This is a genomic window from Streptomyces sp. LMG1-1-1.1, assembly GCF_040815545.1.
In the GTDB taxonomy this organism is placed as follows: Bacteria; Actinomycetota; Actinomycetes; order Streptomycetales; family Streptomycetaceae; genus Streptomyces.
This window is the reverse complement of the sequence record NZ_JBFPNH010000048.1, coordinates 22957-45239: the sequence shown is the minus strand read 5'-3', so window position 1 is coordinate 45239 and position 22283 is coordinate 22957. Positions and strand designations below refer to the sequence as shown.

Below are 22283 nucleotides of genomic sequence, written 5' to 3'. Positions count from 1 at the left end.
GTGGTGGACGGGCCGGCGGACGGCGCGGTGGTGGCCTTCGCGGGGGCCGGCGCGGGGGTCTCCGTCGTGCCGCCTTCGCCGAGGGCCGTCGCGTGGGCCGCCGCCGAGCGCCGCAGCGGGGTGAGGCGGGGTGCGAGGGCGGGGTGCGCGGCGAGGGTGGCGTCGTAACGTTCCAGCAGGCCGCGTGCGGAGGTGACGGCGCGTCGTCGGAGCGCCGCCTCGGCGCGGGCCACCCGTTCGGCCTCCCGTTCGGCGGCGCTCGGCGGCGGCGGCGTGCCGCCGTCGGAGGGGGAGCCGCAGCCGGCGAGGGCCGCCGCTCCCGCCGCCGCGCCCGCCACCAGGAGCGCGCGCCTGCCCGTCGTCGTCACGCCTTCTCCCTCGGCTGTCGTCCGTCGTCGAAGATCGTCGAGATCACCGCAGGCGAGCGTACCCGCGGGCCCCGGGGCGGTGGACGGCAACACCCTCCGGGACCGGATACCCTTTGGTCTGACACGCGACGAACCCACAACAGCACACGCGGCCGAGGAGTCACCCGGATGAGCACCACCCAGAGCGACAGGCTGCGCGGACTCGTGGAGCCGCTCGTCGCCGCGAAGGACCTGGATCTGGAAGAGATCGAGGTGTCCCGGGCGGGCCGCCGCGGGCTGCTGCGGATCGTCGTCGACTCGGACGAGGGCGTGGAGCTGGACGTCTGTGCCGAGCTGAGCCGCGCGATCTCCGAGAAGCTCGACGAGACCGACGCGATGGGCGAGGGCGAGTACGTCCTCGAAGTCAGTTCCCCCGGCGCCGACCGCCCCCTGACCGAGCACCGCCACTACGTGCGGGCCACCGGCCGCCTGGTCAAGCTCCAGCTGGCCGAGGAGGGCGACCTCGTCGCCCGCGTCCTCGCCGTGGACGAGGACGGCCTCGACCTCGAAGTGCCGGGCGTGAAGGGGCGCAAGCCCACCGCCCGCCGGGTCGCGTTCGCCGACATCGCCAAGGCGCGTGTCGAGATCGAGTTCAACCGCAAGGACAAGAAGGAAGAGGAGGCGTAGCCGTGGACATCGACGTGAAGCTTCTCAAGGGCTTGGCGCATGAGAAGGAGATCTCCTTCGACCTGCTGGTCGAGGCGATCGAGTCGGCCCTCCTCATCGCCTACCACCGCACCCCCGACGCCCGCCGCCACGCGCGCGTGGAGCTGAACCGGCAGACCGGTCACGTGACGGTCTGGGCGAAGGAAGACCCCTCCGAGCTGGAGGAGGGCCAGGAGCCCAAGGACTTCGACGACACCCCGTCGGACTTCGGCCGGATCGCGGCGAGCACCGCCCGCCAGGTCATCCAGCAGCGGCTGCGGGACGCCGAGAACGACGTGACCTTCGGCGAGTACGCGCGCCGCGAGGGCGATGTCGTCGCCGGTGTGGTGCAGCAGGGCAAGGACCCGAAGAACGTCCTGGTCCGTCTGGACGACAAGCTGGAGGCCATCCTCCCGGTCCAGGAGCAGGTGCCGGGCGAGGACTACACGCACGGTCTGCGCCTGCGGACGTACGTCGTCCGGGTGGCCAAGGGTGTCCGCGGTCCGTCCGTCACCCTTTCGCGCACCCACCCCAATCTGGTGAAGAAGCTGTTCGCCCTGGAGGTGCCGGAGATCGCCGACGGTTCCGTCGAGATCGCCGCCATCGCCCGTGAGGCCGGCCACCGCACCAAGATCGCCGTCCGTTCCACCCGTTCGGGCCTGAACCCCAAGGGCGCCTGCATCGGCCCGATGGGCAGCCGCGTCCGCAACGTGATGGCGGAGCTGCTCGGCGAGAAGATCGACATCGTCGACTGGTCGGACGACCCGGCCGAGATGGTGGCGAACGCGCTCTCCCCGGCGCGGGTCTCCAAGGTCGAGGTCGTCGACCTGGCCGCCCGTTCCGCCCGGGTGACGGTGCCGGACTACCAGCTGTCGCTGGCGATCGGCAAGGAGGGCCAGAACGCCCGCCTCGCCGCGCGCCTCACCGGCTGGCGGATCGACATCCGTCCGGACACGGAGCCGGCCGGTCCCCAGGACTGAGACCGTTTTTGGCCAACAACTGTTCGATTCTTGCCCCAAACGGGCGGGGTCGGTACGGGGAGGTAGACTTAATCGTGTCTGGCCGGACGCAAGCCCGCGTATGCCCTGAACGAACCTGTGTGGGATGTCGGGAGCGAGCGGCCAAGAGCGATCTGCTGCGGATCGTGGTGATCAAGGACGAGTGTGTTCCGGATGATCGCGGTACGCTGCCCGGCCGGGGTGCGTACGTGCACCCCGCCGTGGTCTGTCTCGACCTCGCGGTCCGCCGCCGGGCGTTCCCCAGAGCCTTCAAGGTCCAGGGCCCGCTCGACACGGCGGAACTGCGTCACCACGTCGAGCGGTCGGCACCGCAGTGAAGAAGTACGGCACGGATCACCGTGCGGTCAGGTACCTCGCGAGTTGGAAGTAGGTCGAGATTGCGATGAGCACTCGATGAGTACGCGATGAGTACGCCCATGAAGTAGCAACGGTCCGGCGGTAACCGGACCTAAAAGGAGCGATGTGGCTAAGGTCCGGGTATACGAACTCGCCAAGGAGTTCGGTGTGGAGAGCAAGGTCGTCATGGCCAAGCTCCAAGAACTCGGTGAATTCGTCCGATCTGCGTCCTCGACAATCGAGGCGCCGGTCGTGCGCAAGTTGACTGACGCTTTGCAGGGTCCCGGCGGCAACGCCGGCAAGACCGCTGCCAAGCCCGGCGCGCCCCGCAAGGCGGCGCCCTCCCCCGCGGCGCCGTCTCCGGCCGCCGCGGCACGTCCCGCTGCTCCGAAGCCCGGCGCCCCGGCCCCCAAGCCGGCCCCCGCCGCGCCTGCGGCGCCGGCTCCGGTCACTCCGGCCGCGCCCGCGAGCAGCACCCCCTCTCCGGCTCCGGCCGCCTCGGGCCCCCGCCCGGGCCCGAAGCCCGCCCCCAAGCCGGTCACGCCGGCTCCGGCCGCCCCCGAGTTCACCGCGCCTCCGTCGGCTCCCGCCGCCGGTCAGCGTCCCGGTGGCGCCGCGCAGGGACCCCGCCCCACCGGCGAGCGTCCCGCCCGTCCGGGGCAGCAGGCTCCCCGCCCGCAGGGTCAGGGTGCTCCCCGTCCCGGCGGTCAGCAGGCCCCCCGTCCGGGCGGTGCCCGTCCGGCCGGCCCGCGTCCGGGCAACAACCCGTTCACCTCGGGTGGCTCCACCGGCATGGCGCGACCGCAGTCGCCCCGCCCCGGTGGCGGCGCCCCGCGTCCGCAGGGCGGCCCCGGCGCCGTTCCGGGCGCTCCGCGTCCGCAGGGCGGCCCCGGTGGCGCCCCGCGTCCGCAGGGTCAGGGAGGCGCGCGTCCCACCCCCGGTGGCATGCCGCGCCCGCAGGCTCCCCGTCCGGGCGGCGCGCCCGGCGGTAACCGTCCGAACCCGGGCATGATGCCGCAGCGTCCCGCTGCCGGCCCGCGTCCCGGTCCTGGCGGTCGTGGTCCCGGTGGCCCCGGCGGCCGTCCGGGTGGTCCCGGCGGTGGCGGCGGCGGTCGTCCCGGCTTCGCCGGTCGTCCGGCCGGTCCCGGCGGCGGTGGCGGCGGCTTCGCCGGCCGTCCCGGTGGTCCCGGTGGTGGCGGCGGCGGTCGTCCGGGTGGTCCCGGCGGCGGTGGCGGCGGCTTCGGCGGTCGTCCCGGCGGCTTCGGTGGCCGTCCCGGCGGTCCGGGTGGCCGTGGTGGCACGCAGGGCGCCTTCGGTCGCCCCGGCGGTCCCGCGCGTCGTGGTCGCAAGTCGAAGCGTCAGAGGCGCCAGGAGTACGAGGCCATGCAGGCCCCGTCCGTGGGCGGCGTGATGCTTCCCCGCGGTGGCGGCGAGGTCATTCGCCTGTCGCGCGGTGCGTCCCTCACCGACTTCGCCGAGAAGATCGGCGCCAACCCGGCGTCGCTCGTCGCGGTGATGATGAACCTCGGCGAGATGGTCACGGCGACGCAGTCGGTCTCCGACGACACGCTGACGATGCTCGGCGAGGAGATGAACTACACCGTTCAGATCGTCTCGCCGGAGGAAGAGGACCGCGAGCTCCTCGAGTCCTTCGACATCGAGTTCGGCGAGGACGAGGGCGGCGAAGAGGCTCTGGTCTCCCGTCCGCCGGTCGTCACCGTCATGGGTCACGTCGACCACGGTAAGACCCGACTTCTCGACGCGATCCGCAAGACGAACGTCGTCGCGGGCGAGGCCGGTGGCATCACCCAGCACATCGGTGCCTACCAGGTGGGTACCGAGGTCAACGGCGAAGAGCGTCGCATCACCTTCATCGACACCCCGGGTCACGAGGCGTTCACCGCCATGCGTGCCCGTGGTGCGAAGTCGACCGACATCGCGATCCTCGTGGTCGCGGCCAACGACGGCGTCATGCCGCAGACGATCGAGGCGCTCAACCACGCCAAGGCCGCCGGCGTCCCGATCGTCGTCGCGGTCAACAAGATCGACGTCGAGGGTGCCGACCCGACCAAGGTCCGCGGTCAGCTGACCGAGTTCGGTCTGGTGGCCGAGGAGTACGGCGGCGACACGATGTTCGTCGACATCTCCGCCAAGCAGGGTCTGCACATCGACTCCCTGCTGGAGGCCGTGGTCCTCACCGCGGACGCCTCGCTCGACCTCCGGGCCAACCCGGATCAGGACGCGCAGGGTATTGCGATCGAGTCCCACCTCGACCGCGGTCGCGGTGCCGTCTCGACCGTCCTGGTCCAGCGCGGAACGCTGCGCATCGGCGACACCGTGGTGGTCGGCGACGCGTACGGCCGCGTCCGGGCGATGCTCGACGACAAGGGCAACAACGTCGAGGAGGCGACCCCGTCGACTCCCGTCCTGGTGCTCGGTCTCACCAACGTCCCGGGTGCCGGCGACAACCTCCTGGTGGTCGACGAGGACCGCACGGCGCGTCAGATCGCCGAGAAGCGCGCTGCGCGTGAGCGCAACGCCGCCTTCGCCAAGCGCGTCCGCCGGGTGTCCCTCGAGGACCTCGACAAGGTGCTCAAGGCCGGTCTCGTCCAGGAACTCAACCTCATCATCAAGGGCGACGCGTCCGGTGCGGTCGAGGCCCTGGAGGCTTCGCTGCTCCAGCTCGACGTCGGCGAAGAGGTCGACATCCGCGTCCTGCACCGCGGTGTGGGTGCGGTCACGGAGTCGGACATCGACCTGGCCATGGGCTCCGACGCCATCGTCATCGGCTACAACGTCCGTGCGGCCGGCCGTGCCGCGCAGATGGCGGAGCGCGAGGGCGTCGACGTCCGGTACTACTCGGTCATCTACCAGGCGATCGAGGAGATCGAGGCGGCGCTCAAGGGCCTCCTCAAGCCGGAGTACGAAGAGGTCGAGCTCGGCACGGCGGAGATCCGCGAGGTCTTCCGCTCGTCCAAGCTGGGCAACATCGCCGGTGTCCTCATCCGCTCCGGCGAGGTCAAGCGCAACACCAAGGCGCGCCTCGTCCGCGACGGCAAGGTCATCGCCGAGGACCTCACGATCCACGGTCTGCGCCGCTTCAAGGACGACGTCACCGAGATCCGCGAAGGCTTCGAGGGCGGTATCAACCTCGGAAACTTCAACGACATCAAGATCGACGACGTCATCGCGACGTACGAGATGCGCGAGAAGCCGCGCGCCTGATCGCGTCCGATCATGCAGGTGAGTCGGGGCCGGTCGGCGGAAGTTATTCCGTCGATCGGCCCCGGCCGTTGCGTGTACGGTTCTGGTGTCCCTGCCGAGCGACGGCCCGGCAGGCCACCGAACCCGAACCGGCGGGACATCCGGCACCACATGTACGTGGGGACTCTGTCCTTCGATCTGCTCCTCGGCGACGTTCATTCGTTGAAGGAGAAACGCTCCGTCGTCCGGCCCATCGTCGCCGAGCTCCAGCGCAAGTTCTCCGTGAGCGCGGCCGAGGTGGGCGACCAGGACCTCCATCGCAGGGCCCGGCTGGGCGTCGCGCTGGTGTCCGGGGACCACGGATTCCTGTCGGACGTGCTCGACCGCTGCGAGCGGCTCGTCGCCGCGCGTCCCGAAGTGGAGCTGCTGTCGGTGCGCCGCAGGCTCCACACTGATGAAGACTGATTGAGCAAGGCAAAGAAGGAGAAGGACCAGTGGCCGACAACGCGCGGGCGAAGAAGCTGGCGGACCTCATCCGGGAGGTGGTCGCCGAGAAGCTGCAGCGCGGCATCAAGGACCCCCGCCTGGGTACGCACGTGACCATCACGGACACCCGCGTCACCGGTGACCTGCGGGAGGCCACGGTCTTCTACACGGTCTACGGGGACGACGAGGAGCGGGCGAGCGCCGCGGCCGGTCTGGAGAGCGCCAAGGGCATCCTCCGTTCGGCCGTGGGCCGGGCGGCGGGGACCAAGTTCACCCCGACGCTGACCTTCGTGGCCGACGCCCTCCCGGAGAACGCCAAGACGATCGAGAACCTCCTCGACAAGGCGCGGGCCATCGACGCCCAGGTGCGGGAGGCCTCCTCGGGCGCCTCCTTCGCGGGCGAAGCCGACCCCTACAAGAAGCCGGGCGAGGACGAAGCCGCCGAATGAGCACCTCGGAAACGACTCCCCCGGCCACCGCCGGGAGGGACCCCCAGGACGGGCTCGTCATCGTCGACAAGCCGTCGGGCTTCACCTCGCACGACGTCGTGGCCAAGATGCGGGGGATCGCCAGGACCCGCCGCGTCGGCCACGCCGGCACGCTCGACCCCATGGCCACCGGCGTCCTCGTCCTCGGCGTGGAGCGGGCGACCAAGCTTCTCGGTCACCTCGCGCTGACCGAGAAGGAGTACCTGGGCACCATCCGGCTGGGCCAGACGACGGTCACCGACGACGCCGAGGGCGAGATCACCGCGTCCGTGGACGCCTCCAAGGTGACCCGCGAGGGCATCGACGCGGGCGTCGCCGAACTCACCGGCGCGATCATGCAGGTGCCGTCGAAGGTCTCCGCGATCAAGATCGACGGCAAGCGGTCGTACGCGCGCGTGCGCGGCGGCGAGGAGTTCGAGATCCCGGCCCGCCCGGTCACCGTCTCCTCCTTCCGGGTGTACGACGTGCGGGAGGCCGTGGCCGAGGACGGCACGCCCGTCGTCGACCTCGTCGTCTCGGTCGTCTGCTCCTCCGGTACGTACATCCGCGCGCTCGCCCGGGACCTCGGTGCCGGGCTCGGGGTGGGCGGTCACCTGACCGCGCTGCGCCGCACCCGTGTCGGGCCGTACAAGCTGGACTCGGCCAGGACCCTGGACCAGCTCCAGGAGGAGCTCACGGTCATGCCGGTCGCCGACGCGGCCGCGGCGGCGTTCCCGCGCTGGGACGTCGACGAGAAGCGGGCCAAGCTGCTGCTCAACGGCGTCCGCCTGGAGATGCCGGACTACCCGAAGGGTCCCGTCGCGGTCTTCGGGCCGGAGGGCAGGCTGCTCGCGCTGGTCGAGGACCAGCGGGGCAAGGCGAAGAGCCTCGCCGTCTTCGGCTGAGGACCCTCGCAGGGCCCTCGTGGGGCGGACACGCGTGCGCGTGTCCGCCCCACGGCGTTCCCCCGGGTTCCCCCAGGAGGTCTCTGTCCGTCTGAGCGCCGCAAATTCACCCCATCGGGGAGGCGCTCGGAGTGAACGGGGGAGTGTCAGGGGGCGCGTTCACCGGCGAGCGCCGTGATGTGATCACCGGCGACCTACCGTCGTCACCATGGGACGCGGGGACCTGGCGACGCTGGTGCGGATCTGCGATCTGGCGGGCCGGCCACGCGGCACCGGTTTCCTCGCCGACCACCACGGAACGGTCGTCACCAGTCACGAAGCCGTCGACGGGCTCAGCCGCGTCGTCCTGCACGCCCCCGGCGACCGCACCTGGCTCGCCGAGGCCGAAGCCGTCACGCCCCTGCCGGAGAGCGGCCTCGCCCTCGTACGGACCGAAGGGCTCGGCGGGCGCCCGCTGCCGCTCGCGACCCGCGCCGAGATCGAACCCGGCACGTACGTGCGGATCGCCGCCCACGGCTGGCGCGAGGCGCGCGTCCTCGGCCCCGCCGCCGTCACGTACACCGCCACCGACCGCTTCCACGCCCTAGACGACGCCCTCGAACTCGCCATCGGCACCGAGGGCGCCGAGGCGCTCAGGCTCGGCGGCCAGGCCGCCGGCGGGCCCGTCCTCGACACCGCCACCGGCACCGTCCTCGCCGTCCTCGGCACCGCCCTGCACGGCGACCGCCAGGCCGCCGGATACGCGGTGCCGCTCCGGCCCGACGGTCCCCTCACCGCCCTGCTGCGCCGCAACGCGGCCACCGTCCCCGCCTACGGGCCCGACCTCAACCTCGCCGGCGTCCTCGAACTCAGCGCCACCTCCAACGGACCCGCACCCGAACCGGGACCCTGGCCCGAACCCGTCGAACGACCCGACTGCGCCCGCGAGTTCGCCCGCTTCACCGCCGGCGGCGCACCCGTGCTCGCCCTGGTCGGCGGCCCCGGCAGCGGCCGCACCACCGCCCTCGCCTCGCTCTGCGCCCACCGGGCCCGCGGCGAGGCACCCGCCCCCACCGTGTGGCTGCGCGGCGCCGACCTGCGCGCCGAGGACCGCTCCCTCGCCGACGCCGTCGGCCGGGCCCTCCACCAGGCGGGCCGCATCGTCGCCGCCTCCGGAGCCCTGGGCGACACCACGACCGCCACCCCGGAACGGGCCGCCGCGCTCGCCCGGGAGGCCGGCCGCCCGCTCCTCGTCGTCCTCGACGGCCCCGAGGAGATGCCGCCCCGCCTCGCCCACCGCCTCGCCGACTGGACCGCCGCCACCGAGCGCTGGCTCCGCACCCACGACGCCCGCCTCGTCACCGCCTGCCGCCCGGAGCACTGGGAACAGGCCGGCGCCCTCTACGGCCCCGGCGCCCTCCACCGGCCGTCGGGAGACCCCGGGGACGCGCCGCCCGCCGCCGTCACCCTCGGCCCGTACTCCGAGGCGGAGGCCAGAGCCGTACGCCAGAGGTACGGGATCGGCGAGACGGACCTCGCCGAGGCCGACGCCCGGCACCCGCTCGCCCTCCGGCTGCTCGCCGAGGTCCGCGCGGCCCTGCCGGACGGCGTCCCCGGACGGCCCGGCCGCGAGGAGATCTTCACCGCCCATCTGGACCTCATGTGCCTCCGCGTCGCCGTCCGGATCGCCGCGGGCGCCCGGCCCCTCCTCCGCGGCACCGCCGTACGCCGGCTCGCCGCGCGCGTGACCGGCCAGGTCCACGAGGCGGCCCGCCGCTGCCTCGGGCCCGGACACGGCCTCCTCGACCGCGCCTCCTTCGAGGAGCTCTTCCCCTGGCGCGAAGGGTGGGCCTCCGCCGTCCTCACCGAAGGCCTCCTCGTCCCCGCCGGCTCCGGCTACCGCTTCGCCCACGAGGAACTCGCCGACTGGGTCCAGGCCGCCCACCTCGACCTCGACACCGCCCTCCACTCCCTGGTCCACCGCCACCACGGCGAACCGTCCCGACCCGGCACCGACCACCCCGAACGACACCCCGCACCGGAGGCGGCGGCGCCCGGCGTCGCCGGTGCGCCCGACGTCCCTGGCCCCTCCGGTGCGCCCGACGTCCCTGGCCCCTCCGGCGCTCCCGGGGTCCCTGGCCCCTCCGGCGCTCCCGGGGTCCCTGGTGCCCCTGGCCTGGCCGGTGCTCCCGGCGTCCCCGGCGTCCCTGGCCTCGCCGGTGCTCCCGGCGCTCCCGGCCTCCCCGACGCCCCCGCGCAGACCGCCGGCGTACCCCGGCAGCGGGACGGCGTTCCGCAGCGGGACGGCGTCCCCCCGGCGGCGGCCGAGCACCTACCCGTGCCGCCGCACCGCATCGGTCCCGTCCTCCAGGCCCTGCTGCTGCTCCACCGGGAGCGGGGGCCGGCCGGACTCGCCCCGCGCCTCGCCGCACTCGTCGAGTCGCTCGCCCGCTTCGCGGACGCGGACCCCGGCGGGGACGGGCCCTGGTGGGCCGCGCGCCTGCTCGGCGAGAGCGTCCGGAGGCTGGCCGACCCCCGCCCCTACCTGCCCGTCCTGCGGCTGCTCGCCGACCGCGTCGGCGCACGGCCCGGCCGGCCCCCGGCCCTCGCCCCCTTCGGGCCGGGCTTCTGGCAGGCCCTGCCGCTCGGCGATGACGAGCGCATCGACCTGCTGCGGCGCCTCGTCCCGGCCGATCCGCCGCCGGTCGACGCCGAAGACGCGCCTGCGGGCGCCGCCTGGGACGCGTCGCCCCGCCGGGTGCGCGGCGAGGAGCGGGCCCTCGACGTCGTCGCGGGCATGCTCGCGGCGGACCCCCGGGGAGTGCAGCCGCTGCTCTGCCGCTGGTTCGGAGACGAGCGGCCGTTGCCCACGGCGCCGCACGAGACGGTGGCGACGGCGGCGCAGGCGCTGCTGCACGCCCGCAGGGGGCTCGCCGTCGACGACCTGTGCGAGGCCCTGGTGGCGACGGCGCACCCGCTGGCCGAGGGGCTGCTCGCCGCGCTCGCCGACGACGAGCCGTCGGCCGTGTGCCGGGCGGTCGACCGGTGGGCCCACGACGACGGGCGCCCGGAGCGGCGGGTGGCCGCCGCCGCGTACGGCCAGCTGGTCGCCGGGCGCGCGGTTACCTCCGCCGACCGGGAGCTGCTGCGCTACGCCGCGCTCGCCCTGCTCGCCCGCCCCGGCGACCGGGCGCTCCACGGAGCGGCCCTGGGCCTGCTGATCCGAGACCCGCACACCCGCGCCCGCCATCTGCCCCGGGCGCTGGCCGAGCCGCAGGTGCCCGCGACCGCGCTCGCCGAGGCGCTGGGGAGCCATCCCGAGCTGGTCCTCGGCGCGCTCCGGACCCGGCTGCGGGGCGACGGGGAGGCCCCGGCCGCCGTGCTGCGGGCGCTCGCCGAGGTCGACACGCCCGCCCTGGCCCGCCGGGTGGCGGCCCTGGTGCGCGACTACGCGGGCCGCCACCCCGAGGGCGCCGGGCACGTGGCCGCCTTCGTCGACCGGCGGTTCGAGGACGGCCCGGCGGCCAGGGCGGTCCTCCACCCGCTGGTCGCTGGCCTGATCAGGGGCCGCCCCGCCCCCCTCCGCCGCGCCCTGGCGCCCGTCCTCGCCGCGCCCGGCACCGGCGCCTCCCGCCATCTGCGGGCCGAGCTGCTCGACGTACTCGTCGAGCACGAGCGGTACGAGGCGGAGACGGGGGAGTTCACGGTCCTGGAGGCGCTTCTGCGGGCCGCGGCCGAGGGCGCGGGGCGGCGCAGCGAGCCGCGCACCCGGGACCTCGTGCACCGGGTCGGCGTGCTGTGCGCCCGTACGCCCGAGGGGGTCCGGCGGTTCGACCGGGCCCTCGCCGGGCACTGCCGCGCGCTGCCCGGTGTCGCCGCGCTGCTCGCCGGCTGGACGGCCGCGGCCCCCGGCGACTGGGCCCCGCTGCTCGGCCCGGAGACCCTCAGGACGCTGCGGCGCCGCGGCACCTCCATGCCGATGCCAACCGAAGGCCGTGGGCATGGCAGTCTTAGACCGGCGTAATCGGCGAACAGGCGGACGAGGAGCGGTCACAGTGCAGCGCTGGCGTGGCTTGGAGGACATTCCCCAGGACTGGGGACGCAGCGTCGTCACCATCGGCTCCTACGACGGGGTGCACCGCGGACACCAGCTGATCATCGGGCGGGCCGTCGAGCGCGCCCGGGAGCTCGGCGTCCCCACCGTCGTCGTGACGTTCGACCCGCACCCCTCCGAGGTCGTGCGGCCCGGCAGCCATCCGCCGCTGCTCGCCCCGCACCACCGGCGTGCCGAGCTGATCGCGGAACTCGGCGTGGACGCGGTGCTCGTGCTGCCGTTCACCGCCGAGTTCTCCCAGCTGTCCCCGGCGGACTTCATCGTCAAGGTGCTGGTCGACAAGCTGCACGCCAAGGCCGTCATCGAGGGCCCCAACTTCCGCTTCGGGCACCGGGCCGCGGGCAACGTCGCGTTCCTCGCCGAGCTCGGCGAGACGTACGACTACGAGGTCGAGGTCATCGACCTGTACGTCAGCGGGGAGGCGGGCGGCGGCCAGCCGTTCTCGTCGACGCTCACCCGCCGGCTCGTCGCCGAGGGCGACATGACCGGAGCCGGCGAGATCCTCGGACGGCCGCACCGGGTCGAGGGCATCGTCGTCCGCGGCGCGCAGCGCGGCCGCGAGCTCGGCTTCCCGACGGCCAACGTCGAGACGCTCCCGCACACGGCGATCCCGGCGGACGGCGTCTACGCCGGCTGGCTGACGGCGGCGGGGGAGCGGATGCCGGCGGCCATCTCGGTCGGCACCAACCCCCAGTTCGACGGCACGGAGCGGACCGTCGAGGCGTACGCGATCGACCGCGAGGGGCTCGACCTGTACGGGCTGCACGTGTCCGTGGACTTCCTCGCGTACGTGCGCGGCATGCTCAAGTTCGACACCCTGGACGACCTGCTCCTGGCGATGGCGGGCGACGTGAAGCGCTGCCGGGAGCTGACCGAGACGTACGACCGGGAGAACCCCGCCCCGTAAGGCTCCGCCCGAAGGCGGCCCGCAGCGGGCGGGCCACCGGGTGACCAGGGGCTCCTCCGAGCCGCGGATCAGCCCCGCGCCCCCTCCCGCCCGGCCCAGTGGCAGGCCACCGCCTGCTCCCCGCCGCCGCCCAGGATCGGCAGGAGTTCCTCGCGGCAGCTGTGCGCGACGGCCGCCGCCTCGCCCGAGGCGAGGATCTGGCAGCGGGCGTGGAAGCGGCAGCCGGACGGGATGCGGGAGGGGTCCGGGGGCTCGCCGGTCAGCACGACCGGCGCGGCGCCCGACTCCGGAAGGACCGACAACAGGGCCTGGGTGTACGGGTGTCGGGGGCGGGTGAGGACGGACTCCACCGTGCCGGTCTCCACGACCCGGCCCAGGTACATCACCGCCACCCGGTCGGCGATGTTCCACGCGAGCCCGAGGTCGTGCGTCACGACCAGGGCGGAGAGCCCGAGTTCGTCGCGCAGGCGCAGCAGCAGCGCCAGGATCTCGCCGCGTACGGACGCGTCGAGCGAGGCCACCGGCTCGTCGGCGACGATCAGCTCGGGCTCCAGGACGAGCGCGCCCGCGATGACGACGCGCTGGCGCTGCCCGCCGGACAGCTCGTGCGGGTAGCGGAGGAAGAAGCGCTCCGGGGGCCGCAGGCCGGCCCGGGCGAGGGCGCCGCCGACCGCGGCCCGCTCGTCCCCCGCGTACCCGTGGATCCGGAGTCCCTCCGCGACCGCGTCGTACACGGTGTGGCGGGGGTTCAGCGAGCCGCTCGGGTCCTGGAGGACCAGCTGCGCCCGCTTCCGGTAGGACTTCAGGGCCCCGGAGGCGTACGACAGCGGTGTGCCGTCGAAGGCGACCGTGCCCGACGTGGGACGGACGAGGCCGAGGAGCGAGCGGGCCAGCGTCGTCTTGCCGCAGCCCGACTCCCCGACGAGGGCCACGATCTCGCCGGTGCCGATGTCCAGGTCCACCCCGTCCACCGCGCGCGCGGGCGGCGCGCCCCGCCGACCGGGGAAGGTGACGTGCAGCCCGCGCGCCGACAGCAGCGGCCCCGCGGAGGTCCCCGCGCGCCCGGCGCCGCCGGGGCCCGCGGAGTCGTCCACGGCGTCGCTCACGGTGTCCGTCATGCCGTACTCCCCACGTGTACGCAGGCGGCCCGGCGCCCCGCGCCCGCCTCCCGCAGTTCCTGGTCCTCCGCGGCGCAGGCGTCGAGCGCCACCGGGCAGCGCGGCCGGAAGGCGCAGCCGCCCGGCAGGTCGGCCGGGTCGGGCGGGTCGCCCGGCAGTCCGCGCGGCGCCCGCCGGGACGCGGGATCGCCGATGCGGGGGAAGGCCGAGGACAGCGCCCGCCCGTAAGGGTGCTCGGCGGCCTCGTACACGGCCCGCGCGGGCCCTTCCTCGACGACCCGGCCCGCGTACATCACGGCGAGCCGGTCGCAGGTGTCGGCGAGGACGGCCAGGTCGTGGCTGATCATCAGGAGACTGATGGACTGCTCGGCGACGAGCCCCTCGATCAGCCGCAGGATCTGCGCCTGGATCATCACGTCGAGCGCCGTCGTCGGCTCGTCCGCCACGATCAGCCGGGGGGCGCAGGCCAGCGCCATCGCGATCATCACGCGCTGGCGCTGCCCGCCGGACAGCTCGTGCGGGTACGCGGCGGCCCGCGCGGCGGGCAGGCCGACGTGGTCGAGCAGCTCCCCGACCCGCTTGCGCGCCGCCGCGGGGGTCGCCCGGCCGTGCACGAGCAGCGGCTCGGCGATCTGGTCGCCGATCCGGTGCACGGCGTTCAGCGAGTGCATCGCGCCCTGGAAGACGATCGACGCGCCCGCCCAGCGCACGGCCCGCAGCCGGCCCCACTTCATGGCGAGGACGTCCTCCCCGTCGAGGAGGACCTCGCCCTCGATCCGTGCCGAGGCCGGGAGCAGCCGCAGCAGCGCGAGCGCGAGGGTGGACTTGCCGCAGCCGGACTCGCCCGCCACGCCCAGCTTGCTCCCCGCCTCCAGGGACAGGTCGACCCCGCGTACGGCGGGCACGGCGTCCGCGCCCGACCCGTACGTCACCTTCAGATTCCGTACTTCGAGGAGGCTCAACGCCCCACCCCCAGCTTCGGGTTGAGCACGGACTCGACGGCCCGGCCGCACAGGGTGAACGCCAGGGCGACCAGCGCGATGGCGATCCCGGGCGGGGCCAGGTACCACCAGTGCCCGGAGGAGACGGCGCCCGCCTCTCGGGCGTCCTGGAGCATCCCGCCCCAGGAGACCACCGTCGGGTCGCCGAGCCCGAGGAACGCGAGGGTCGCCTCCGTGAGGATGGCCGTGGAGATCCCGAGCGTGGTCTGCGCGAGCACCAGCGGCATCACGTTCGGCAGCACGTGCCGGCTCATGACGTGGCCGTGGCCCCCGCCGAGCGCGGTCGCCCGCTCGATATACGGGCGGGACTCCACGGCGATCGTCTGCGCCCGCACCAGGCGTGCGGTGGTCGGCCACGAGGTCACCCCGATGGCCAGGACCACCGTCCACATCGACCGGGACATGACGGTGGCGAGCACGATCGCCAGGACCAGCGTCGGCATCACCAGGAACCAGTCGGTGATCCGCATGACGACGGTCGAGAACCAGCCGCCGTAGTGCCCGGCGATGATCCCGACCAGTGTGCCGATCGCCACCGACAGGGTCGCCGCGAGCAGGCCGACGAGCAGCGAGATCCGCGCCCCCCAGATCAGCAGGCCGAGCAGCGACCGCCCGAACTGGTCGGTCCCGAGCGGGAATTCGGCGCTGGGCGGTTCCAGCGCGGTGCCCGGGGCCTCGGTCACCGACTGCACGTCGGCGCCGACGAGGAGCGGTGCGGCGAGGGCGATCAGGGCGATCAGCGTGAGACCGGCCAGCCCGGCGAGTCCGGCGCGGTGGGTGCGGTACCGCTTCCAGAAGCGGGCCACCGTCGCGCGGCGGCGCGCCCACGCCAGCGACGTCCTCGCCGGGGGTGTGTCCTTCGTGGTCGTCGTGTCCGTCGTGGTCATCGTCCCACCCGGGGATCGAGCAGCGGATAGAGCAGGTCGGCGATCAGGTTCATCAGGATCATCGCCCCGGCGAAGACCACGAACAGGCCTTGCACGAGCGGCAGATCGGGCACGCTCAGCGCCTGGTAGAACAGCCCGCCGAGCCCCGGCCAGGAGAACACCGTCTCCACCAGGATCGACCCGGCCGCCACGTGGCCCAGGTTGATGAAGATCATGGTGACGGTCGGGAGCAGGGCGTTCGGCACGGCGTGCCGCCGCCGCACCACGTCGTCCCGCAGACCCTTCGCGCGGGCCGTCGTCAGGTAGTCGCCGCCCATCTCGTCGAGGAGCGAGGAGCGCATCACGAGCAGCGTCTGCGCGTATCCGACCGCCACCAGGGTGACCACCGGCAGGACCAGGTGGTGGGCGACGTCGAGGACGTATCCGAAGCCGGTCTCGCCCGCGCCGGACTCCATGCCGCCGGTGGGGAAGAGTCCCGGGATGGGTCCCATGCCGACCGAGAAGACGATGATGAGCAGCAGGCCGAGCCAGAAGGACGGCACCGACCACAGCGTCAGCGCGATGCCGGTGTTCAGCTTGTCGCCGAGGCCGCCGTGCCGCCAGGCCGAGCGGGTGCCGAGCCACAGCCCGAGCGCCGAGTAGATCACCACGGCGACGCCGGTCAGCAGCAGGGTGGCGGGCAGCTTCTCGGCGATCAGGTCGCCCACGGGGGCGCGGAACTGGAACGAGGTGCCGAGGTCGCCGCTCAGCGCCTTGGCGCAGTAGTCGGTGAACTGCTGCCACAGCGGCAGATCGAGGCCGAACTGGCGTCGCAGCGTGGCCAGTTGTTCGGCCGAGGTGGGCACGCCGTGGGTCATCGCCTTGACCGGGTCGCCGGGGATGATCCGGAAGAGGAAGAAGCTGGTGACCAGTACGGCGAAGAGCGAGACGAGTGCGCCGCCGAGCTTCCCCGCCGCGTGGCGGAGGTACCCGGCGGAGGAACCGGTGCGGGACGCGCCGTCCGTGGCGCGGGCCTCATCGGCCCGCGCCACGTCGGCGGGAGTGCTTGCCGTCGTCACGTCCTACTCGCGGTCGTCGGCGGTGGAGCGGCGGCGCAGGCCGAGGAAGAGGCCGACGCCCAGCACGACCACCACGGCCGCGCCGATGCCGACGATCACCCCGGTGGACGAGCCGCCCTGGTCGTCCTCGGCCTGTGCGGTGGGCACGGCGGACCACCAGCTCCAGTAGCCGTCCTGCCCCCACAGGTTGCCGGCGGCCTCCGGCATGGTCGTGATGGAACGGATCTGGTCCGTGCGGTACGCCTCCAGGGCGTTCGGGTAGGCCATGACGTTCATGTACCCCGTGTCGTACAGCCGGGACTGCATCCGCTTCACCAGATCCGCCCGCTTGGCGGCGTCGTACTCCACCGCCTGCTGCGCGTAGAGCCCGTCGAACTCCTTGTCGCAGATGAAGTTGTCGGTGGCCCCGCTGTCCTTCGGCGTCGCCGGGAGCGTGCCGCAGGTGTGGATCGACAGGACGTAGTCGGGGTCGGGGTTGACCGACCAGCCGTCGAAGGCGAGGTCGTAGTCGCCCTTGACCCAGGGGTCGGAGACGCTGTCCAGGCATTCGACCTTCAGCCCGATGCCGATCTTGCCCCACCACTCCTGGAGGTACTTGCCGACCGCCTTGTCGTTGGGGTCGGTGGCGTGGCACAGGATGCGGAAGTCGAGCGGTCTGCCGTCCTTGCCGACGCGCTTGCCGTCGGCGTTCTTCCGGTAGCCGGCGGCGTCGAGGACCTTCTCCGCGGCGGCCGGGTCGTACCCCCGCTTCTGCGTGGCCGGCGGCTCCCAGAAGTACGAGCCGAAGCGCGGCGGGATGTAGCCCTGGCCCTCGACGGCGTGGCCCTGGAAGACCGTGTCGACGATGGTGGCGCGGTCGACAGCGAGGAAGAGCGCCTTGCGCACGGCCGGGTCGAGGAGCGCCGGGTGGCCGTTGCCGAAGGTCTTGCCGTCCCTGGCCTTCGCGCCCGGGTTGGTCGCCAGCGCGTAGAAGCGGCGACCGGGGGCGTCGTTGACCTTGATGTCCTTCTGGGTCTTCAGGGCGGCGGCCTGGGCGGGCGTCAGGTTCGGTACGAAGGACACCTCGCCCTTCTGCAGGGCGGCGACGGCGGCGTCCCCGTCCTTGTAGTACTTGAAGACCAGCTCGTCGAACTTGGGCGCGCCCCGCCAGAACTTCTTGTTCGGCTTGAGCTTGATGTACTGGTCGACCTTGAAGTCCGTGATGACGAACGGGCCGTTGCCCACGATGGGGAACTGCTTGTCGTTGTTGAACTTCGAGAAGTCGCCGACCTTCTCCCAGACGTGCTTCGGCACGATCGGCACGTCGAGCGCCGTCATCGTCGCCTGCGGCTTCTTCAGCCGGATCACCAGCGTCTGCGGGTCGGTGGCGGTGACCTGCGCGAAGTTGGCCGTGAAGCTGCCGTTCGCCGTGGCGGCGTTCGGGTCGGTCATCATCTTGTCGAAGGTCCAGGCCGCGTCCTCGGCGGTGACCGGCTTGCCGTCGGACCAGGTCGAGTCCTTGCGGATCGTGTACGTCCACGTCAGCTTGTCCGCCGACGCCGACCAGGCCGTCGCCAGACCCGGCACCGTACGCGCGTCCTTCGGGTCGTAGTTGGTGAGGTACTCGTACGCCAGCCGGTGGATGCTGGTCGAGGTGAGCTTCTGGGCGAGGAACGGGCTCAGCGAGTCGATGCTCTGCGAGACGGCCACCGTGAGGGTGGTGCCGCCGGACTTCTCGTCCTCCGCCTGCGCGGTGCCGGGGACGGCGGCGAGCGAGCCGGCGGCGAGGCCGGCGGCGAGCGCCAGCCGGAGGGCTCCGCGGGCGGAGGCGGGGCGGGGTGGAACCTTCGTGACCATGACCATGGGACGTGACCTCGCGTCGGAGTTACTGTCGTCGATCTTGGGCTGACGATGGGTGAAGCGCAGGTGTATCAGCGGTGGTCTGCCGTCGTCAACGACCACTCAAACCCCGTGTGGACTGCGGGAACGCCAAGAGGCTCCGTATCGGGGAGCCGATACGGAGCCTCATTGGTCTATGCCTGTGACGCCTTACTGTTGAGGGGCTGGCGGCGCCTGCGGAGGCGTCTCCGGGTCCGCCTGCGGAGGCAGCGGCTGACCCGGCTGAGACGGTGCCGGCTGCTGCTGCCAGGCCTGGGGCACACCCGACTGACCCGGCTGCTGCGGAGAGGGCTGGGGCGCCTGCGCCGGATACGGCTGCCCGGGAGCGGGCTGCCCCGGCGCGTACTGACCCGGCATCGGCTGACCGGGCATCGCCTGACCCGGCATCGGCTGTCCCGGCTGCGGGTACGCCTGCGGGTGCGCCTGCGGCGGATAGGGCTGCCCCGGCTGCTGCGGGTACGGCTGACCGGGCTGCGGCGCCTGGGGCGCGTACGGCTGACCGGGTACGGGCTGCCCGGGCGGCGCGTACTGACCCGGCATCGGCTGTCCGGGCGTCGGCTGTCCGTGCATGGGCTGTCCGTGCATGGGCTGTCCGTGCATCGGATGGCCCGGCATCGGCGGGGCCATGTGCGGGGGCAGCGCCCCTTGGCCGTCGCCGGTCCACAGGCCCTGTGCCTGCTGCGCGCGCACGAAGTCCTCGGCCACCATCGCCGAGAGGTGGAAGTACGCCTCCCGGGTCTTCGGCCGCATCATGTCGAGGTCCACCTCGGCGCCGGCCGAGAGGTGCTCGTCGAAGGGCACGACCACGACGCCGCGGCAGCGGGTCTGGAAGTGCTGCACGATGTCCTCGACCTTGATCATCTTGCCGGTCTCGCGGACCCCCGAGATGACCGTGATGGACCGCTGCACCAGGTCCGCGTAGCCGTGCGCGGACAGCCAGTCCAGCGTCGTCGACGCGCTCGACGCGCCGTCCACCGACGGCGTCGAGATGATGATCAGCTGGTCGGCCAGGTCGAGCACCCCGCGCATGGCGCTGTACAGCAGACCCGTGCCCGAGTCGGTCAGGATGATCGGGTACTGCTTGCCGAGGACGTCGATCGCCCGCCGGTAGTCCTCGTCGTTGAAGGTCGTCGAGACGGCCGGGTCCACGTCGTTGGCGAGGATCTCCAGGCCGGACGGCGCCTGCGAGGTGAACCGGCGGATGTCCATGTACGAGTTGAGGTACGGGATCGCCTGCACCAGGTCGCGGATGGTCGCCCCGGTCTCGCGCCGCACCCGGCGGCCGAGGGTGCCGGCGTCCGGGTTCGCGTCGATCGCCAGGATCTTGTCCTGCCGCTCGGTCGCCAGGGTCGCCCCGAGCGCGGTCGTCGTCGTGGTCTTGCCGACACCGCCCTTGAGCGAGATGACCGCGATCCGGTAGCAGGAGAGCACCGGCGTCCGGATCAGGTCCAGCTTCCGCTGCCGCTCCGCCTCCTCCTTCTTGCCGCCCAGCTTGAAGCGAGCCGCGCTGCCCGGCGTCCGGCTCGACTTCGGCTTCTGCTTGTTGTTCCGGAGCAGACGGTCGGACGACAGCTCGACGGCCGCGTTGTACCCCAGCGGCGCCCCCGGCACGGACCGCTCCCGCTGGTCGTGCGTCACGGGCGACGGCCACGCCGCACCCGTCCGCGGATCGACGGCCTGCTGCCCCTCCCGCGGCGGCTGCGGTGCCCCCGGCGCCACGGCCCCGGGCTGCGGGTACCCGTACCCACCCTGCGCCTGAGCCTGCGGCGGCACGCCCCCACCGGCCCCGGGCTGCTGCGGATAGCCGTAACCCGCCTGCTGCGGCGTCCCGGGGTGCGGGAACCCGTAGCCACCCTGCGGCGGTACGTCCCCGCCCGCCTGCTGCTGCGGATAGCCGTAACCCGCCTGCTGCGGCGGCGTCCCCGGGTGCGGGAACCCGTACCCACCCTGCGCCTCCGGCTGCGGCTGCGCCTGCGGCGGTACGGGAGCGGGCGCGGCCGCCGTGGGTGCGACGGGCGCGGCGGGACCCGCCTGCGCCGGCCATCCAGCGGTCGGCGGCAGCGGCGCGGCCGGCGGCACCGGCTGTCCGCCCGGCATCGGCTGTCCGCCCTGACCCGGCTGTCCGCCCGGCATCGGCTGCGCGGGCCACTGCTGCGCGGGCCCGGGAGCCGCCGGCTGGAACGACGGCGGCAGCGGCGGCAGCCCCGCCCCGCCCTGCGGAACGTGCGGAGCCTGTGGCCCCTGCTGGCCCTGCTGGCCGGAACCCGGGTACGCCCCGGGCGCGTTGCCCTCGGCGCCCGGCGCCGCCGGATACCCGGGAGCCGGGAACGGCCCGGGCGCCACACCGTGACCTCCGGGCTGTCCCGCCTGACCCGCCTGCGGACCGGCGGCCGGATACGGCATCTGACCCGCACCAGGGCCGAAGCCCTGCGGCGCGGCCCCGCCCGGATAGGGCGCCTGGCCCGCACCGGGACCGAAGCCCTGCGGCGGGGGAGCGTCGTGCGACGCCGCGGCCGGGTACGGCCCCGGGGCCGGAGCCGCACCGGGGGTACCGGCCTGCGGCGCGGCGATCGGGTACGCCCCGGGTGCGCCCGGAACACCGTCGACGGGCTCGGCGACGGGGAAGGGCGCGGGAACGGCCGTCTCGGCCGCCGCCTCCGGTACCGCCGCGCTCTCCGTGCCGGGGGCGGCGGGAGCGGTCGGACCAGCGGGAGCGGTCGGACCAGCGGGGGCGTCGGGCGCGTCCGTGAGGGAGTCGGAGTCCGCGGCGGCGTCCGCCTCGACCCCGGAGTCGGTGACGGACTCGACGGCGGCGTCCGCCGTGGAGTCCGCGGAGTCTGCGGAGAGTGCGGAGTCCGTGGAAGCGCCGGCCGCTTCGGCGTTGCTCGTGAGGTCGGTGTCGTCAGACCCGAATCCCGAGCCTGAGTCCGAGTCCGAGTCCGAGTCCGAGTCCGAAGCGGGGCCCGAACCGGCGTCGCCATCGGCCACGTCGTCGGCCACTCCCTCCGCCGCGATGTCCTCGCCGGTCGAGCCGGTGGCCGGCTCGCCCGCCACGCCCTTCGCCGACGCGCTGTCGACGTTGGCGGAGGTGCCGGGGGTGACGCCGGGGCCGGCGCCCTCGCCGGCGGCTTCGTTCGGCAGCGATGCCTCGGAGGTGAGCCGGATCGGCTCGCCGGGCTCCGGCGCCGAGGTGATCGGGACGGGTCCCGTGCCGGCGGGCGCGTCCGCACCGTCGGTCCCGCCGGTGGAGGTCTCGCCCGCGCGCTCGGCCATCTCGCGCTTCAGCGCGGCGGGGGAGAAGCGCATGGTCGCCCCGCTCTCCACCTCTCCGCCACCGAAGGGCGCGGAAGGCGCGCCCCCGTGCGGCCCGACAGCGGGAGCGGCAGGAGCGAAAGGCGCGACGGGCGTGGCCGGCGGCTCGACGGTCGGCGGCACGGCGACCGGCGCCGCCGGGGCCTGGTTCCAGCCGGGTTCGAAGCCGCTGCCCGCCGGAAGGCCGGGGACGGGGGCTCCGGGGACGGGGACTCCGGGGACGGGAGGGAGCCCGGGCACCGGGACCGGCGTACCGCTCGGGGGCGGGGGAGTGGCACCGCCCGTCCCCGTGCCGCCCGACGCGTTCTGCGTGTACCAGGCGGGCGGGGTGTAGTCGATGGTGAACTCACCCGTCATCTCGGCGGGATCCGCGTCGGACTGATCGTCGGCGGGCGGGTTCCAACCCCCGTGGACCTCGTCGCGATCGCCGTTCACTTTGCCTCCTGGTGTGGTCGAGCACCCTTGTGCCGTGGTGGGCGGGGCTCGTCCAGCCTAATCGGCGCGGGCATCCGCCGGGCAGGCCCGACGGGCGCTCCCCGCGGGTCTCCACGGCCCGTCCA

At 73.8% G+C, this 22283-nt stretch carries 15 protein-coding genes and 1 pseudogene; 9 read left to right on the top strand and 7 right to left on the bottom strand.

Annotation, left to right across the window (positions count from 1 at the left end; translation table 11 throughout):
- A pseudogene (locus tag MRBLMG1_RS27085) lies at positions 1-368 on the bottom strand (hypothetical protein); the annotation flags it as partial.
- Between the two features lie 168 nt (positions 369-536).
- Between MRBLMG1_RS27085 and rimP the strand changes: the two are divergent.
- The 9 genes from rimP (at position 537) to MRBLMG1_RS27040 (ending at position 12469) form a co-directional block, all read left to right on the top strand.
- On the top strand, positions 537-1034 hold the full coding sequence (gene rimP, locus MRBLMG1_RS27080; protein ID WP_367826739.1) for a ribosome maturation factor RimP: 498 nt from the start codon (positions 537-539) through the stop codon (positions 1032-1034).
- A gap of 2 nt (positions 1035-1036) precedes the next feature.
- Positions 1037-2032, top strand: coding sequence for a transcription termination factor NusA (nusA, locus tag MRBLMG1_RS27075; protein WP_367826738.1), 996 nt, complete (start codon positions 1037-1039; stop codon positions 2030-2032).
- Positions 2033-2106: 74 nt separating this feature from the next.
- Complete coding sequence (locus MRBLMG1_RS27070) at positions 2107-2388, top strand: YlxR family protein (RefSeq protein WP_078905268.1); 282 nt, start codon at positions 2107-2109, stop codon at positions 2386-2388.
- Positions 2389-2533: 145 nt separating this feature from the next.
- Complete coding sequence (infB, locus tag MRBLMG1_RS27065; RefSeq protein WP_367826737.1) at positions 2534-5632, top strand: translation initiation factor IF-2; 3099 nt, start codon at positions 2534-2536, stop codon at positions 5630-5632.
- A gap of 150 nt (positions 5633-5782) precedes the next feature.
- Positions 5783-6076, top strand: coding sequence for a DUF503 domain-containing protein (locus tag MRBLMG1_RS27060; protein ID WP_367826736.1), 294 nt, complete (start codon positions 5783-5785; stop codon positions 6074-6076).
- Positions 6077-6105: 29 nt separating this feature from the next.
- A complete protein-coding gene (gene rbfA / locus MRBLMG1_RS27055; protein ID WP_367826735.1) occupies positions 6106-6546 on the top strand; it encodes a 30S ribosome-binding factor RbfA in 441 nt (146 codons plus the stop codon).
- Positions 6543-7469, top strand: coding sequence for a tRNA pseudouridine(55) synthase TruB (gene truB, locus MRBLMG1_RS27050; RefSeq protein WP_367826734.1), 927 nt, complete (start codon positions 6543-6545; stop codon positions 7467-7469). The genes rbfA and truB overlap by 4 nt, the downstream gene beginning before the upstream one ends.
- Positions 7470-7677: 208 nt before the next feature.
- On the top strand, positions 7678-11472 hold the full coding sequence (locus MRBLMG1_RS27045; RefSeq protein ID WP_367826733.1) for a trypsin-like peptidase domain-containing protein: 3795 nt from the start codon (positions 7678-7680) through the stop codon (positions 11470-11472).
- Positions 11473-11503: 31 nt separating this feature from the next.
- Complete coding sequence (locus tag MRBLMG1_RS27040; RefSeq protein WP_367826732.1) at positions 11504-12469, top strand: bifunctional riboflavin kinase/FAD synthetase; 966 nt, start codon at positions 11504-11506, stop codon at positions 12467-12469.
- A gap of 68 nt (positions 12470-12537) precedes the next feature.
- Here the strand turns inward: MRBLMG1_RS27040 and MRBLMG1_RS27035 are convergent, their stop codons facing one another.
- From MRBLMG1_RS27035 to MRBLMG1_RS27010, 6 genes are all read right to left on the bottom strand, one after another.
- Positions 12538-13587 (bottom strand): ABC transporter ATP-binding protein, encoded by a 1050-nt coding sequence (locus tag MRBLMG1_RS27035; RefSeq protein WP_367826731.1) that lies wholly within the window; start codon positions 13585-13587, stop codon positions 12538-12540.
- Positions 13584-14549, bottom strand: coding sequence for an ABC transporter ATP-binding protein (locus MRBLMG1_RS27030; protein WP_367826730.1), 966 nt, complete (start codon positions 14547-14549; stop codon positions 13584-13586). Before MRBLMG1_RS27030 ends, MRBLMG1_RS27035 begins: the two co-directional genes overlap by 4 nt.
- Positions 14546-15475: an ABC transporter permease gene (locus tag MRBLMG1_RS27025; protein WP_367826729.1), complete on the bottom strand. Its 930-nt coding sequence runs from the start codon at positions 15473-15475 to the stop codon at positions 14546-14548. The genes MRBLMG1_RS27030 and MRBLMG1_RS27025 overlap by 4 nt, the downstream gene beginning before the upstream one ends.
- Entirely contained in the window at positions 15472-16533 is a 1062-nt protein-coding gene (locus MRBLMG1_RS27020) for an ABC transporter permease (RefSeq protein WP_367826728.1), read from the bottom strand. The genes MRBLMG1_RS27025 and MRBLMG1_RS27020 overlap by 4 nt, the downstream gene beginning before the upstream one ends.
- A gap of 3 nt (positions 16534-16536) precedes the next feature.
- Entirely contained in the window at positions 16537-18369 is a 1833-nt protein-coding gene (locus MRBLMG1_RS27015) for an ABC transporter substrate-binding protein (RefSeq protein ID WP_367826740.1), read from the bottom strand.
- A 192-nt stretch (positions 18370-18561) separates the two neighbouring features.
- Positions 18562-22158: an SCO5717 family growth-regulating ATPase gene (locus MRBLMG1_RS27010; protein ID WP_367826727.1), complete on the bottom strand. Its 3597-nt coding sequence runs from the start codon at positions 22156-22158 to the stop codon at positions 18562-18564.
- Between the last annotated feature and the right edge of the window lie 125 nt (positions 22159-22283).

What these genes read in the sequence shown, in the direction of transcription:
- truB (WP_367826734.1), top strand. Translation starts at nt 6,543, where the DNA reads ATGAGCACCTCGGAAACGACTCCCCCGGCCACCGCCGGGAGGGACCCC.
- MRBLMG1_RS27035 (WP_367826731.1), bottom strand. Translation starts at nt 13,587, where the DNA reads ATGACGGACACCGTGAGCGACGCCGTGGACGACTCCGCGGGCCCCGGC.
- MRBLMG1_RS27060 (WP_367826736.1), top strand. Translation starts at nt 5,783, where the DNA reads ATGTACGTGGGGACTCTGTCCTTCGATCTGCTCCTCGGCGACGTTCAT.
- MRBLMG1_RS27045 (WP_367826733.1), top strand. Translation starts at nt 7,678, where the DNA reads ATGGGACGCGGGGACCTGGCGACGCTGGTGCGGATCTGCGATCTGGCG.
- MRBLMG1_RS27015 (WP_367826740.1), bottom strand. Translation starts at nt 18,369, where the DNA reads ATGGTCACGAAGGTTCCACCCCGCCCCGCCTCCGCCCGCGGAGCCCTC.
- MRBLMG1_RS27025 (WP_367826729.1), bottom strand. Translation starts at nt 15,475, where the DNA reads ATGACCACGACGGACACGACGACCACGAAGGACACACCCCCGGCGAGG.
- rimP (WP_367826739.1), top strand. Translation starts at nt 537, where the DNA reads ATGAGCACCACCCAGAGCGACAGGCTGCGCGGACTCGTGGAGCCGCTC.